Annotated in this window: 13 protein-coding genes; 7 read left to right on the forward strand and 6 right to left on the reverse strand. The window is 58.1% G+C overall.

The features are described 5' to 3' along the window. Positions 1-7 precede the first annotated feature (7 nt). From pxpA to OSH03_RS05845, 6 genes are all read right to left on the reverse strand, one after another. A complete protein-coding gene (pxpA, locus tag OSH03_RS05820) occupies positions 8-748 on the reverse strand; it encodes a 5-oxoprolinase subunit PxpA (RefSeq protein ID WP_266178518.1) in 741 nt (246 codons plus the stop codon). Beyond that, positions 735-1,667, reverse strand: coding sequence for a 5-oxoprolinase subunit PxpC (pxpC, locus tag OSH03_RS05825; RefSeq protein ID WP_061098854.1), 933 nt, complete (start codon positions 1,665-1,667; stop codon positions 735-737). The genes pxpA and pxpC overlap by 14 nt, the downstream gene beginning before the upstream one ends. Further along, the gene (pxpB, locus tag OSH03_RS05830) at positions 1,661-2,317 is read right to left on the reverse strand and encodes a 5-oxoprolinase subunit PxpB (protein ID WP_266178519.1); all 657 of its coding nucleotides are present in this window, start codon (positions 2,315-2,317) and stop codon (positions 1,661-1,663) included. The genes pxpC and pxpB overlap by 7 nt, the downstream gene beginning before the upstream one ends. A gap of 14 nt (positions 2,318-2,331) precedes the next feature. Further along, the gene (locus tag OSH03_RS05835) at positions 2,332-3,075 is read right to left on the reverse strand and encodes a type 2 GTP cyclohydrolase I (RefSeq protein WP_266178646.1); all 744 of its coding nucleotides are present in this window, start codon (positions 3,073-3,075) and stop codon (positions 2,332-2,334) included. Positions 3,076-3,085: 10 nt separating this feature from the next. Further along, on the reverse strand, positions 3,086-4,498 hold the full coding sequence (gene phrB / locus OSH03_RS05840; protein WP_266178520.1) for a deoxyribodipyrimidine photo-lyase: 1,413 nt from the start codon (positions 4,496-4,498) through the stop codon (positions 3,086-3,088). A 598-nt stretch (positions 4,499-5,096) separates the two neighbouring features. Continuing rightward, complete coding sequence (locus tag OSH03_RS05845; RefSeq protein ID WP_061098857.1) at positions 5,097-5,303, reverse strand: YbfA family protein; 207 nt, start codon at positions 5,301-5,303, stop codon at positions 5,097-5,099. Positions 5,304-5,611: 308 nt separating this feature from the next. Here OSH03_RS05845 and kdpF point away from each other — a divergent pair, with 308 nt between their 5' ends. The 7 genes from kdpF (at position 5,612) to speFL (ending at position 13,781) form a co-directional block, all read left to right on the forward strand. After that, positions 5,612-5,701 carry a K(+)-transporting ATPase subunit F gene (gene kdpF / locus OSH03_RS05850; RefSeq protein WP_014069365.1) on the forward strand — a complete coding sequence of 30 codons (90 nt, stop codon included), beginning with the start codon at positions 5,612-5,614 and terminating at the stop codon, positions 5,699-5,701. Then, the gene (gene kdpA, locus OSH03_RS05855; protein WP_266178521.1) at positions 5,701-7,380 is read left to right on the forward strand and encodes a potassium-transporting ATPase subunit KdpA; all 1,680 of its coding nucleotides are present in this window, start codon (positions 5,701-5,703) and stop codon (positions 7,378-7,380) included. Before kdpF ends, kdpA begins: the two co-directional genes overlap by 1 nt. A gap of 18 nt (positions 7,381-7,398) precedes the next feature. Further along, a complete protein-coding gene (kdpB, locus tag OSH03_RS05860) occupies positions 7,399-9,447 on the forward strand; it encodes a potassium-transporting ATPase subunit KdpB (RefSeq protein WP_266178522.1) in 2,049 nt (682 codons plus the stop codon). Positions 9,448-9,459: 12 nt separating this feature from the next. Beyond that, positions 9,460-10,035 carry a potassium-transporting ATPase subunit KdpC gene (gene kdpC, locus OSH03_RS05865; protein ID WP_266178523.1) on the forward strand — a complete coding sequence of 192 codons (576 nt, stop codon included), beginning with the start codon at positions 9,460-9,462 and terminating at the stop codon, positions 10,033-10,035. Further along, positions 10,036-12,723: a two-component system sensor histidine kinase KdpD gene (kdpD, locus tag OSH03_RS05870; protein ID WP_061098862.1), complete on the forward strand. Its 2,688-nt coding sequence runs from the start codon at positions 10,036-10,038 to the stop codon at positions 12,721-12,723. Then, positions 12,720-13,397: a two-component system response regulator KdpE gene (gene kdpE, locus OSH03_RS05875; protein WP_008501074.1), complete on the forward strand. Its 678-nt coding sequence runs from the start codon at positions 12,720-12,722 to the stop codon at positions 13,395-13,397. The genes kdpD and kdpE overlap by 4 nt, the downstream gene beginning before the upstream one ends. A gap of 279 nt (positions 13,398-13,676) precedes the next feature. Then, positions 13,677-13,781 carry a leader peptide SpeFL gene (gene speFL, locus OSH03_RS05880; protein ID WP_003858645.1) on the forward strand — a complete coding sequence of 35 codons (105 nt, stop codon included), beginning with the start codon at positions 13,677-13,679 and terminating at the stop codon, positions 13,779-13,781. Positions 13,782-13,804 lie beyond the last annotated feature (23 nt).

Raw genomic sequence — 13,804 nt, forward strand, 5'->3', positions numbered from 1 at the left:
TTCATGTTTAATCTGCGCTGACGAGAATGCCCTCTTCAGAGAACGCCGCCCGCAGGCGGCGCGCGAACTGGAGCGCATGCTCGCCGTCGCCGTGTAAGCACACCGTTTCGGCCTGAACGTTTGCGGATGTTCCATCCACGGCGGTCACCCGCCCGAAGCGCACCATCTCCAGCGTCTGCGCCAGCGCTTCGCCTTCATCAGTAATCAGCGCCCCGGCCTGCGTGCGCGGAACCAGGCTGCCGTCCGGCAGGTATCCCCGATCGGCAAAGACTTCCTGCCGCGTCGTCAGCCCCAGCCTCTCTCCGGCGCGAATAAGCTCGCTGCCCGCCAGGCCCACCAGAATCAGCTGCGGATTACAGTCCCGCACCGCGCGGGCAATCGCCTCCGCCAGCGCCGGATCTTTCGCCGCCTGATTGTAGAGCATGCCGTGCGGCTTCACGTGGCGCAGCGCGCCATCCTCAGCGCGCGCTATCGCCTCCAGCGCGCCAATCTGGTAGAGCACCTGAGCGTAGACCGTCTCAGGGGGCAGATCCATCGCCGTACGGCCAAAGTTTTCCCGGTCGGGGAAGCTCGGATGAGCGCCTATCGCGACGCCATTTCTAATGGCATTACGCACGCTCTCCAGCATGGTTTGCGCATCCCCCGCGTGAAAGCCGCAGGCGATATTGACCGAGGAGACCAGGGTCATCAGTTCCGCATCGGCGCGGCTGCCCTCCCCCAGATCGGCGTTTAAATCAATCTTTACCATCAAGCCTCCACGCCAGCTGTTCGAGATAACGCTGCTGATCCTGCCGCGCCTTTAGCGCTTCCTCCAGCGAACACTGTACGAAATGAATTGGCTGGCCGAGAGGAATTTGCGCCAGATGGTAGCGATCCGCGTCGATAATGCAGGCAATGCGCGGATAACCGCCGGTGGTTTGCGCGTCGTTCATCAGCACGATGGGCTGCCCGTTGCCCGGCACCTGAATCACGCCCGGCAGCAGGCCATGGGAAAGGAGCTCCCGGTCCGTCGTGCGGGTCAGCGGCTGCCCCTGCAGACGGTAGCCCATGCGGTTACTCTGCGGGCTGATCTTCCACGGCGCGCGCCAGAAAGACTCTTTAGAAGCCTCATCAAACTCCTGATATTCCGGGCCCGGCAGGGCCCGGATCACGTTCCCCCACAGAAGCTGTTTTACGCCCTGCGTGGTGGAGAAATGGCGCGCTGACGGCTTAATCGCCAGGCGATCCCCGTCGCGCAGCAGGCGCCCTTCATGGCCGCCGATGCCCGCTTTTTGATCGGTACTGGATGAACCCAATATCTCCGGCACGTCAATGCCCCCGGCCACCGCAAGGTAGCTACGCACGCCGTGCAGAGGGCGCTTCAGGGTCAAACGCTGCCCGGCCTTCGCCCGCAGGCGCCAGCCGGTCCACACCGCTTTGCCGTCCAGCGTCGCGTCGCAGCCCGCTCCGGTTAAGGCGAACCAGGTCTCCTGACCAAACTCAATCACACACTGACCCAGCGTAATTTCTAGCGCCGCCGTGCTGCCCGGGTTGCCAACCAGCAGGTTAGCAATCTCAAGAGATGGACGATCAAGCGCGCCGCAGTAGCTCACGCCGGACTGACGCATGCCAAAGCGTCCGGCGTCCTGAACAGAGGTATAAAGCCCCGCGCGAATAAGCGTTAACATACCCCCTCCTTCTGCGGGATAAAGCGCAGGGTATCACCCGGACGCAGGAGGATCGGCGCCTCCTGCCCCGGTTCAAATAGCGGCATAGAGGTGTGCCCGATAAGCTGCCAGCCGCCCGGTGAGGTAAGCGGATAAATGCCGGTTTGTTCGCCGCCAATCGCCACCGTTCCCGCGGGAACGCTCAGGCGCGGTTCGGCCCGACGCGGGGTATGCAGCCGGGGAGATAATCCGCCCAGGTACGGAAAGCCCGGCTGAAAACCCAGAAACCAGACAACGTATTCCACCGAGCTGTGCAGCTCAACAACCCGCTTTTCCGTGAGCCCACAGTATTCGGCTACCACGCCCAGATCGGGGCCGGCCTTACCGCCATAGACGACCGGGATCTCAATCATCCTCGATTCCGGCTCCAGCGCTTCGCTCTCCTCCCACCAGCGCTGCAGGCGCTCAATCGCATCCAGCGCCCCCGTGTGCGGGTTACGCAACACCACGGTGATATTATTCATACCCGGAATGGCCTCAACGACGCCCGGCATGTCGGGCAGACGCTGTGCCAGCCGCCAGATTCGCTTCTGCGTGGCGAGCGTAACCGGCGGTTCAAGTTCCAGTACCACTGCGCTTTCACCCAAAAGATAACAACGCGCTCTCTGCACTCGGGCACCTCTCATCAGGCCGGATTAGGGATATCAATAAAGGTCACATCCAGATCGGTATTTTCCGTCAGCCATTCGCTGAGGGCGCGAATACCGCCGCGCTCGGTAGCGTGGTGGCCTGCCGCGTAAAAATGCAGCCCCTGCTCGCGGGCAGAGTGAACCGTCTGCTCAGAGACTTCGCCGGTAATAAAGGCATCAACGCCAAAGCGCGCGGCGCTGTCGATAAAGCCCTGACCGCCGCCGGTACACCACGCAACGCGCTTCACGGTATCCGGCCCGGTATCGCCGCACCACAGCGGACGGCGTCCCAGGCGCGCCTCGATCCACGAGGCCAGTTCCAGCCCCGGTACCGGCATCGACAGTTCGCCCCACGGCACCAGCGGCTCGATTTCGCCCATCACGGTAATCCCCAACAGCTGCGCCAGCTGGACGTTGTTGCCCAGCTCAGGATGCGCATCCAGCGGCAGGTGGTAACCGTACAGGTTGATGTCATTCGCCAGCAGCGTTTTGAGGCGGTTGCGCTTCATGCCGCGGATAATCGGCGATTCGTTTTTCCAGAAGTAGCCGTGATGGACAATCACCGCATCGGCTTCCTGACGCACCGCCTCATCCAGCAGCGCCTGGCTTGCCGTCACGCCGGTGATGATTTTCTGCACCATTTCCCGCCCTTCGACCTGCAGGCCATTCGGGCCGTAGTCGCTGAAGGAGGCGGTATTAAGTTTTTCGTTAATCAGGCGTTCCAGTTCACTGTTTTTCATCATCATTCTCTCAAACTTTTCGTGCGGCCTCGTACGCCGCCAGCGTGGCGACGCGCGCCTGTTTATGGTCAACAATCGGGCGGGGATAATCGAGCTTTACGCCCTGTTTATCCGCCCATGCCCACGGGTCGTGGATCGCTTTTTCAGGAACGTTCCTGAGCGCGGGCAACCAGAGGCGAATAAAGTCGCCGTTGGCATCAAATTTTTGCCCCTGAGTGGTCGGATTAAAAATCCTGAAATAGGGAGCTGCATCGGTGCCGGTAGAGGCCGCCCACTGCCAGCCACCGTTATTCGCAGCCAGATCGCCATCGATCAGCTGAGAAATAAAATAGCGCTCCCCGATTCGCCAGTCGATAAGCAGATCTTTCACCAGGAAGCTCGCGGTAATCATTCTCAGACGATTGTGCATCCACCCGGTTTCATTCAGCTGGCGCATAGCGGCATCAACAATCGGATAGCCCGTCTCCCCTTTTTGCCAGGCCTGTAAAAGCGCCTCATCGTGCTGCCATTTTAGGTTATCGGTCCAGGGAATAAACGGACGATGCTTACAGAGATCGGGATGATACGTCATCAGATGGCGATAGAATTCGCGCCAGATAAGTTCGTTCAGCCACACCGAGCCCGCCCCACCGTCCAGCGCCTGCGGCTGTTCGGCGAGAAGACGATGCAAACACTGGCGGGGAGAGAGCACGCCCAGCGCCAGGCAGGCCGATAGCCTGCTTGTCCCTTCAATTGCCGGGAAATCCCTGCGCGCGTCGTATTCTCCCGCGCCCTGCTTGCAAAACTGGCGCAGCTTCGCAATAGCGGCCTTCTCACTGGCAGGGAACAGAAGCTCATCAAATGCCCGTTGGGGATAGTTGAACGTTAATTCGGGGAGATCGGTTATCGCCTCTCCTCTGGCGGCGGGCGCGGGTACGCACTCCGGCAGCGCCTCTTTCAGGCGCTTAACAAAAGCATTTTTAAACGGCGTAAACACTTTATACATTTCGTGACCGCCGGTCATCACGCTGCCCGGAGCCAGCATCACGCTGTCATCAAATCCCTCACAAACCACCTCTCCCAGCATTTTCTCCAGCTGGCGGTCCCGCTGCTGTTCGTTCAGTTCGTACTGGTAGTTATAAAAAAGATGCGTGACGCCGTTCTGCTGGCATATCTCCTGCAGCATATGAAGCTGCGCGGTAAAATCGCTGACCTCTTTGTAGATCAGCGGAATGCCTTTCTCAGCAAGCGCGCGCTGCAGTTCGTTCAGGTGTGATTTAAGGTAAGCCGCCTGCCGCGGAGCCATATCATGCTGCTGCCACTGCTCAGGCGTGGCGATAAACAGGGCCAGCACATTCGCGTCTTTTGCGCGGCAGGCTGCCGCGAGAGCGATGTTGTCATGTACGCGTAAATCCGCGCGAAACCAAACCAGATGGGTGGGCATAAAACTCCAGGCTATTGTCCATTATGTCCATAAGGGCATGCCATAAAAGGAAAAAGCATGCATTGAACTACTTTGCCATGAAGTGTAGACGGGATGAAATAAAAAAGGCCGCCCGGGGCGGCCTTAACGCTACTTGTCCTGCGCTATCGTGGTAAATGTAATAAACACGGTTGGTTCATCACTTTTGACAACGAGTACGCTGGCGACAATGAACGCGATGCAAAAATAGCGTTTCATTATGCGGTCCCTGCTGCTAACCGCTCCACCGTTCACCACCGGTGATAAGTCGGTGGACACAAGCCCGGGTAGGTGGGCTGCTTTACGGCTGAAAATACACCTTTCCCAGGACCGATGCCCATTTGCGAGATGGCGGAAAGGGACGCAGCATCATAATTAACATCCGCAGCAAAGGTAAGATACCCGAATAAAATTAGGAATTTATAAAGACTTCGAGGGATTGCCATCTGCTTACAGGAGGGTATGATAAGAATCCCGGGTAGGGGCTGCAAGACCACCCAACGGACCGCGAATCCCGAGGGACAAAAAAACCGCCATATTGCTATTGGCGGTTTTTTTATGGCTACGCGTCAGCGTTGTATCAATAGAAATCGCAGGTCGCTTTCTCGGCCTGATCCATCCACACCGGCTTGTCGCTGGTTTTCGCCCAGACGCGGTGCAGGTAGCTGTAAAAACGCGCACGATCTTTCCAGAACAGCATTACCGGCAGGGCCAGCACGCCAGCCACTACGGCGAAAGTGCGACGCATGAACACGATATGAGCCGGATACTCTTTATAAAGATCCATATTTTTCTCCCCTGTAGTTGGCCGGAAACCTTCTCCGGAAAATGTGAAATCTGTGACCTGGATAAAATAATATCGCTTTGCGTGTAATTTTACTACTCATCCGACCACTTATTTTTATTCATTTAGTGAATATTTACATTCACGCCGTAACTAAGTTACAAAAAAGTTAATGGTTTACTTATCAATAGTTAAATTGTGGTCTTTCCATTTTTATACTTTTTTTACACCCACCCTTCTGATTTTTGCGAAATCTTTGCGCCTTAAATCCTACCGTTAGCACAACAACAAAAGTCACCCGGAGGTGGATTGTGAGTGCAGGTCTTATTGCCGGCATCGTGCTGGTGTTCCTGTTATTGGGTTATCTGGTCTATGCCCTGATTAACGCGGAGGCATTCTGATGGCTGCTCAGGCGTTTTTGCTTATTGCCAGCTTCTTAGTGGTATTGTTCGTTCTGGCAAGGCCGCTGGGAACGGGGCTGGCCAGGCTTATCAACAACGTCCCCCTGCCCGGCACGGGAAGCGTTGAAAAAGGGATCTGGAGCGTACTGGGAATCGACGATCGGGAGATGAGCTGGCGTGAATATCTGTTCGCCATTCTGCTGCTGAATATCGTTGGGCTTTTTGCACTTTTTGCCATGCTGATGCTGCAGGGTAGCCTGCCGCTGAATCCGCAGCAGTTACCGGGCCTGTCCTGGCACCTGGCGCTGAACACGGCAGTCAGTTTTGTCACCAATACCAACTGGCAGTCCTATGCCGGTGAAACCACGCTGAGCTATTTCAGCCAGATGGCTGGATTAACCGTGCAGAACTTCCTCTCTGCCGCCAGCGGTATCGCGGTAATTTTCGCGCTGACGCGCGCGTTTGCGCGTCAGAAAATCAGTACTCTGGGTAATGCCTGGGTGGATTTAACGCGCATTACGCTGTGGATCCTGCTGCCGATTGCGCTGCTGATCGCACTGTTCTTTATTCAGCAGGGCGCCCTGCAAAACCTGCTGCCTTACGCGCCTTATACTTCGCTTGAAGGAGCAAAACAGATCCTGCCGATGGGGCCAGTGGCGTCGCAGGAAGCCATCAAGATGCTCGGGACCAACGGCGGTGGCTTCTTTAACGCCAACTCGTCGCATCCGTTTGAAAACCCTACCGCCCTGACCAATTTTGTGCAGATGCTGGCGATCTTCCTGATCCCCGCCGCGCTCTGCTTCGCCTTTGGTGATGTGGTCAACGATCGCCGTCAGGGGCGTACCCTGCTCTGGACCATGTCGCTGATCTTCGTGGTCTGCGTGGCGCTGGTGATGTGGGCGGAATGGAGCGGTAACAGCCATTTCATGCCTCTTGGGGCGAACAGCAATATCAACATGGAAGGTAAAGAAAGCCGCTTCGGCATTCTCGCCAGCAGCCTTTATGCAGTCGTCACCACAGCTGCCTCGTGCGGAGCGGTGAACGCCATGCATGACTCTTTCACCGCGCTGGGCGGCATGATCCCGATGTGGCTGATGCAGATCGGCGAGGTGGTGTTTGGCGGCGTGGGCTCGGGTCTTTACGGCATGCTGCTGTTCGTGCTGCTGGCGGTGTTTATTGCCGGCCTGATGATTGGCCGCACCCCGGAATACCTCGGTAAAAAAATCGACGTTCGCGAGATGAAATTAACCGCGCTGGCGATTCTGGTCACTCCTGCCCTTGTGCTGCTCGGCACCGCGCTGGCGCTGATGACCGAGGCTGGACGCAGCGGCATCTTTAACCCAGGCATTCACGGCTTTAGTGAAGTGCTGTATGCCGTTTCGTCTGCCGCCAACAACAACGGCAGCGCCTTTGCGGGCTTAAGCGCCAACTCCCCGTTCTGGAACTGCCTGCTGGCGTTCTGCATGTTTGTGGGTCGCTTCGGGGTGATTGTGCCGGTGATGGCGATTGCCGGATCGCTGGTGAATAAGAAAATTCAACCGACCACCACCGGGACTTTACCCACCCACGGCGCGCTGTTTATCGGCCTGCTGATGGGTACCGTTTTGCTGGTGGGTGCCCTGACCTTTATCCCCGCCCTCGCGTTAGGCCCGGTCGCGGAAACTCTCTCTTTACGCTGATTTTGCGGAGTATTTGTCATGAGTCGTAAACAACTGGCCCTGCTCGAACCGACGTTAGTTCGTCAGGCGCTTATGGATGCGGTCAAAAAGCTGAGCCCGCGCGTGCAGTGGCACAACCCGGTGATGTTTATCGTCTGGGCGGGCAGCGTCCTGACTACCGCCCTGGCGATTGCCATGGGGACGGGCCACATGCCGGGAAACGCGATGTTCACCGGGTCCATCAGCCTGTGGCTGTGGTTTACCGTGCTGTTCGCCAACTTTGCGGAAGCGCTGGCGGAAGGCCGGAGTAAAGCGCAGGCCAACAGCCTGAAAGGAGTGAAAAAAACGGCGTTTGCGCGGAAATTACGTGAACCGAAATACGGCGCGCAGATGGACCACGTTCCGGCGGATGAGCTGCGTAAAGGCGATGTGGTGCTGGTGGAAGCCGGCGACATCATCCCGTGCGATGGAGAAGTCATTGAAGGTGGCGCATCGGTTGACGAAAGCGCCATTACCGGGGAATCCGCGCCTGTGATCCGTGAATCCGGCGGTGATTTTGCCTCCGTAACGGGCGGGACGCGCATTCTTTCCGACTGGCTGGTGATCCAGTGCAGCGTCAACCCGGGCGAAACCTTCCTCGACCGGATGATCGCCATGGTGGAAGGCGCTCAGCGCCGTAAAACACCTAACGAAATTGCCCTGACCATTCTGCTGGTGGCCTTGACCATCGTCTTTCTGCTGGCAACCGCGACGCTGTGGCCATTTTCCGCCTATGGCGGCGCGCCGGTCACCATCACCGTGCTGGTGGCGCTGCTGGTCTGCCTGATCCCCACCACCATCGGCGGCCTGCTGTCGGCCATCGGCGTGGCCGGCATGAGCCGTATGCTCGGTGCCAACGTTATCGCCACCAGCGGGCGCGCGGTTGAAGCCGCCGGTGACGTGGATGTCCTGCTGCTGGACAAAACCGGGACCATCACCCTCGGTAACCGCCAGGCGTCGGATTTCTTACCCGCCCCGGGCGTGGATGAAAAAACGCTGGCGGATGCCGCGCAGCTCTCCTCGCTTGCCGATGAAACCCCGGAAGGACGCAGTATCGTGATCCTCGCGAAGCAGCGCTTTAACCTGCGCCAGCGCGACGTTCAGAGCCTGCATGCAACCTTCGTGCCGTTTACGGCGCAAACCCGAATGAGCGGGATTAACATTCAGGATCGCATGATCCGTAAAGGCTCTGTGGACGCCATTCGTCGCCACATTGAGGCCAACAACGGCCACTTCCCGCCAGAAGTGGACAACCTGGTCGAAAGCGTAGCCCGTCAGGGGGCCACGCCGCTGGTGGTGGCAGAAGGCGCGAACGTGCTGGGCGTGATTGCCCTGAAGGATATCGTCAAAGGCGGCATCAAGGAGCGCTTTGCCCAGCTGCGTAAAATGGGCATTAAAACGGTGATGATCACCGGGGATAACCGTCTTACCGCCGCGGCGATTGCCGCCGAAGCGGGCGTGGATGATTTCCTTTCAGAAGCCACGCCGGAAGCGAAACTGGCGTTGATTCGTCAGTATCAGGCGGAAGGTCGTCTGGTGGCGATGACGGGCGACGGCACCAACGATGCCCCTGCCCTGGCGCAGGCCGACGTGGCGGTGGCGATGAACTCCGGCACCCAGGCGGCAAAAGAGGCGGGCAACATGGTCGACCTCGACTCTAACCCGACCAAGCTGATTGAGGTGGTGCACATCGGCAAGCAGATGCTGATGACGCGCGGTTCGCTGACCACGTTCAGTATCGCCAACGACGTAGCAAAATATTTCGCTATTATCCCGGCGGCCTTTGCGGCCACCTATCCGCAGCTCAATGCGCTGAACGTGATGCACCTGCACTCTCCGGCATCGGCCATTCTGAGCGCGGTGATCTTTAACGCCCTGATTATTGTCTTCCTGATCCCGCTGGCGCTGAAGGGGGTGAGCTATAAGCCGCTGACCGCCGCCGCCATGCTGCGCCGCAACCTGTGGATTTACGGCCTGGGCGGGCTGGTGGTGCCTTTCATCGGTATCAAGGCTATCGACCTGCTGTTGACCCTGTTCGGGCTGGTTTAAAAGGTGAATCAAATGACGATGTTACGCCCCGCTATACTTTTGTTTATTCTGCTGTCTCTCATTACCGGCGGGCTGTACCCGCTGGTGACCACCGCGCTGGGCCAGTGGTGGTTTAAGGATCGGGCCAACGGCTCGCTGATTATGCAAAACGGTGAAAACCGCGGTTCGCGCCTGATTGGTCAGAACTTTACGGATGCCCGTTACTTCCAGGGACGCCCTTCCGCCACCGCCGAAAGCCCGTATAATCCGATGGCGTCCGGCGGCAGTAACCTGGCGGGCAGCAACCCGGATCTGGACAAAGCCGTCGCTGAGCGCGTGGCAGCCCTGCGTGCCGCCAATCCGCAGGCCAGCCATGAAGTGCCCGTCGAGCTGGTAACCGCCTCGGCCAGCGGGCTGGACTACAGCCTGACGCCGGCAGCAGTGGCCTGGCAGATCCCGCGCGTCGCCGCCGCCCGTCAGCTGACCGTCGAACAGGTGAGCAAGCTGGTGGCAGAGCACACGCAAAAGCCGCTGGTCAGCTTCATCGGCATGCCCGTGGTGAATATTGTTGAGCTGAATCTGGCGCTGGACGCGCTAAGGAAAAACTAAATGACCGACGAGCCCATGCGCCCGGATCCGGACAGGCTGCTTGAACAGACGGCTGAAGCCCATCGCGGCAAACTGAAAATTTTCTTTGGCGCCTGCGCGGGCGTCGGGAAAACCTTCGCCATGCTGACGGAAGCCCAGCGGCTTCGGGCACAGGGGCTCGATATTCTGATCGGCGTGGTCGAAACCCACGGACGCAAAGAGACGGCATCGCTGCTGAAGGGGCTGGCTACCCAGCCGCCCCGCCGCATCAGCCACCGCGGTCGGTTAGTCACGGAGTTTGATATTGACGCCGCCCTCGCCCGCCGCCCTGCCCTTATCCTGATGGACGAACTGGCGCACAGCAATGCGCCGGGCTCGCGTCATCCAAAGCGCTGGCAGGATGTTGAAGAGCTGCTCGAAGCCGGCATCGATGTATTCACGACGGTTAACGTTCAGCATCTGGAAAGCCTGAACGATGTGGTGAGCGGCGTGACCGGCATTCAGGTACGGGAAACGGTTCCCGACCCGTTCTTTGATTCTGCCGATGAGGTGGTGCTGGTTGACCTGCCTCCTGACGATTTGCGCCAGCGCCTGCACGAAGGCAAGGTTTATATTGCCGGCCAGGCCGAGCGCGCCATCGAACATTTCTTCCGAAAAGGTAACCTGATTGCCCTGCGCGAGCTGGCCCTGCGGCGTACTGCCGATCGCGTCGACGATCAGATGCGAGCCTGGCGCGACCTGCAGGGACAGGAGCGCGTCTGGCATACGCGGGATGCCATTCTGCTGTGCGTGGGCCACGGCAGCGGCAATGAAAAGCTGGTCCGCACCGCCGCTCGCCTGGCGGCCAAATTTGGCAGCGTCTGGCATGCGGTGTATGTCGAAACGCCGCAGCTGCACGCTCTGCCCGAAAACCAGCGCCGCGCGATCCTGAGCTCGCTGCGCCTGGCGCAGGAGCTGGGTGCCGAAACCGCTACCCTTTCCGATCCGCAGGAAGATAAGGCAATTCTGCGCTACGCGCGGGAGCATAACCTGGGGAAAATTGTCATTGGCCGCCGCCAGCATCGCCGCTGGTTTAGCCGCGAATCCTTCGCCGATAAGCTGGCCCGGCGCGCGCCGGATCTGGACCTGGTGATCGTGGCGCTGGATGATAAACCTGCTCCCCTTCCCAGCCGCGCGCCGGACAGCCGTGCCTTCAGCGATAAATGGCGCATTCAGCTTCGCGGCTGTTTTGTCGCCGTTGTGCTCTGCGCCCTGATCACCATTATCGCCAGCAAATGGCTGATTGCCTTTGATGCGGCCAACCTTGTGATGATCTACCTGCTGGGCGTGGTGGTGGTGGCGCTCTTTTACGGACGCTGGCCGTCGGTGCTGGCGACGGTTATTAACGTTATCAGCTTCGACCTGTTCTTTATTGCCCCCCGCGGGACGCTCGCGGTTTCGGACGTACAGTACATCCTCACCTTCGCCGTGATGCTGACCGTCGGGCTGGTGATCGGGAACTTAACGGCTGGCGTGCGCTACCAGGCGCGTATCGCCCGCTATCGCGAACAGCGCACGCGGCATCTTTATGAGATGTCGAAATCGCTGGCGGTGGGCCGCACGCCGCTGGATATTGTGCAGACCAGCGAGCAGTTTATTCGCTCGACGTTTCATGCCAGCAACCTGATTTTACTCCCGGACGAGCACGGCAAGCTGCGCCCGCTGACGTCGGCCTCGGGCATGACGCCCTGGGACGAAGCCATCGCCCGCTGGAGCTTTGATAAAGGGCTACCGGCGGGTGCAGGGACCGACACCTTGCCCGGCGTGCCCTATCAAATCCTGCCCCTGCGCAGTGCCGATAAAAATCAGGGGCTGGTTATCGTGGAGCCCTCCAATCTGCGCCAGCTGATGATCCCCGAACAGCAGCGACTGCTGGAGACCTTTACGCTGCTGGTTGCCAGCGCGCTGGAGCGGCTGGCGCTTACCGCCAGCGAAGAGCAGGCCCGGCTGGCAAGCGAGCGTGAAAGCATTCGTAACTCGCTGCTGGCGGCGCTCTCCCACGACCTGCGTACGCCGCTTACCGTCCTGTTTGGTCAGTCGGAAATCCTGACGCTGGACCTGGCGGCGGAAGGTTCAAAACACGCCATGCAGGCCAGCGAAATCCGTCAGCACGTGCTCAATACCACGCGTCTGGTGAATAACCTGCTCGATATGGCGCGGATCCAGTCAGGCGGTTTTAACCTCAAAAAAGAGTGGCTCACGCTCGAAGAGGTGGTGGGCAGCGCGCTGAAAATGCTCGAACCCGGCCTCGGTGGGCGGCATATTGCGCTGAACATGCCGGAACCGCTGACCTTAATTCACGTCGACGGTCCGCTGTTTGAACGAGTGTTAATTAACCTGCTGGAAAACGCCGGCAAATATGCGGGTGCCAGCGCCCGGATTGGCGTGGATGCGACGGTGGACGATGACACGCTTCGTCTTGACGTCTGGGATACCGGACCGGGCATTCCTGCCGGACAGGAGATGGCTATTTTCGAAAAATTCGCCCGCGGCAATAAGGAGTCTGCCATCCCGGGCGTCGGGCTGGGGCTGGCGATTTGTCAGGCAATCATTGATGTCCATGGCGGAACCATTTTCGCGGAGAATCGTCCGGAAGGCGGCGCGCGTTTTTGTGTTACACTTCCTCTGGAAACCCCGCCAGAACTGAATGAATTACCAGAGGATTTGTGATCAACGTTCTGATTGTTGAAGATGAGATCGCCATTAGCCGGTTTCTGCGCGCTGCGCTGGAAGGCGATGGTCTGCGCGTTCATGATGCGGGTACGCTTCAGCGGGGGTTAATTGAAGCCGCGACCCGCAAGCCGGACCTGGTGATCCTCGATCTCGGCCTGCCGGACGGTGACGGGATCGATTTTATTCGCGAAGTGCGCCAGTGGAGCCAGATGCCGATTCTGGTGCTCTCCGCCCGTACTGAAGAGACGGATAAAATCGCCGCGCTGGATGCCGGGGCGGACGACTATCTGATAAAACCTTTTGGTATCGGCGAGCTGCAGGCTCGCCTGCGCGTGGCCCTGCGCCGCCACAGCGCAACCACGCCTGCTGACCCGACCTACACGTTTGGGGATATCCGGGTTGATCTGGCCGCGCGGCGCATTGTGCGCGGTGAAGAAGAAATCCATCTTACGCCAATCGAGTTTCGCCTGCTCGCCGTGCTGCTTAATAATCACGGTAAAGTACTCACCCAGCGCCAGCTGTTAAGTCAGGTGTGGGGACCCAACGCGGTGGAGCATAGTCACTATTTACGCATATATATGGGGCATCTTCGCCAGAAACTTGAAGTTGACCCCGCGCGCCCCCGTCATTTATTAACTGAAACCGGTATCGGTTATCGGTTTATGCTTTGAATAACTATTCATTTTATTTTTTAAATAAAAAAGAAACCCCTCAGAAAATATTTCATAAATAACGCAATCGTTATTTTTTGGATTATTTCTGCTCACTTCAAACATTAATAACACAATCCATTAACGTGATATCAACAAATCAGAATTTTGATCTGCGATATTCATCAAAAACGACTATTTATTTCTGAAATGATCGGTTAATGGTGATCTGTTTCACAGTTAATCGCCTTTTCCTGGATAAAATGACCATGCTTTCAATTACTGAAAGGAAAATGAAACATGGAAAACAACAATCGCTTAATGCCCCATATAAGGCGGACAACGCATATCATGATGTTTGCCCACCGAAACTGCTTTGACTTTCATCTCTTTAATGCCCGGTAGTCCTTCGACTTCTGGCGCACTCG

This window comes from Enterobacter nematophilus, from assembly GCF_026344075.1.
GTDB classification, from domain to species: domain Bacteria; phylum Pseudomonadota; class Gammaproteobacteria; order Enterobacterales; family Enterobacteriaceae; genus Enterobacter; species Enterobacter nematophilus.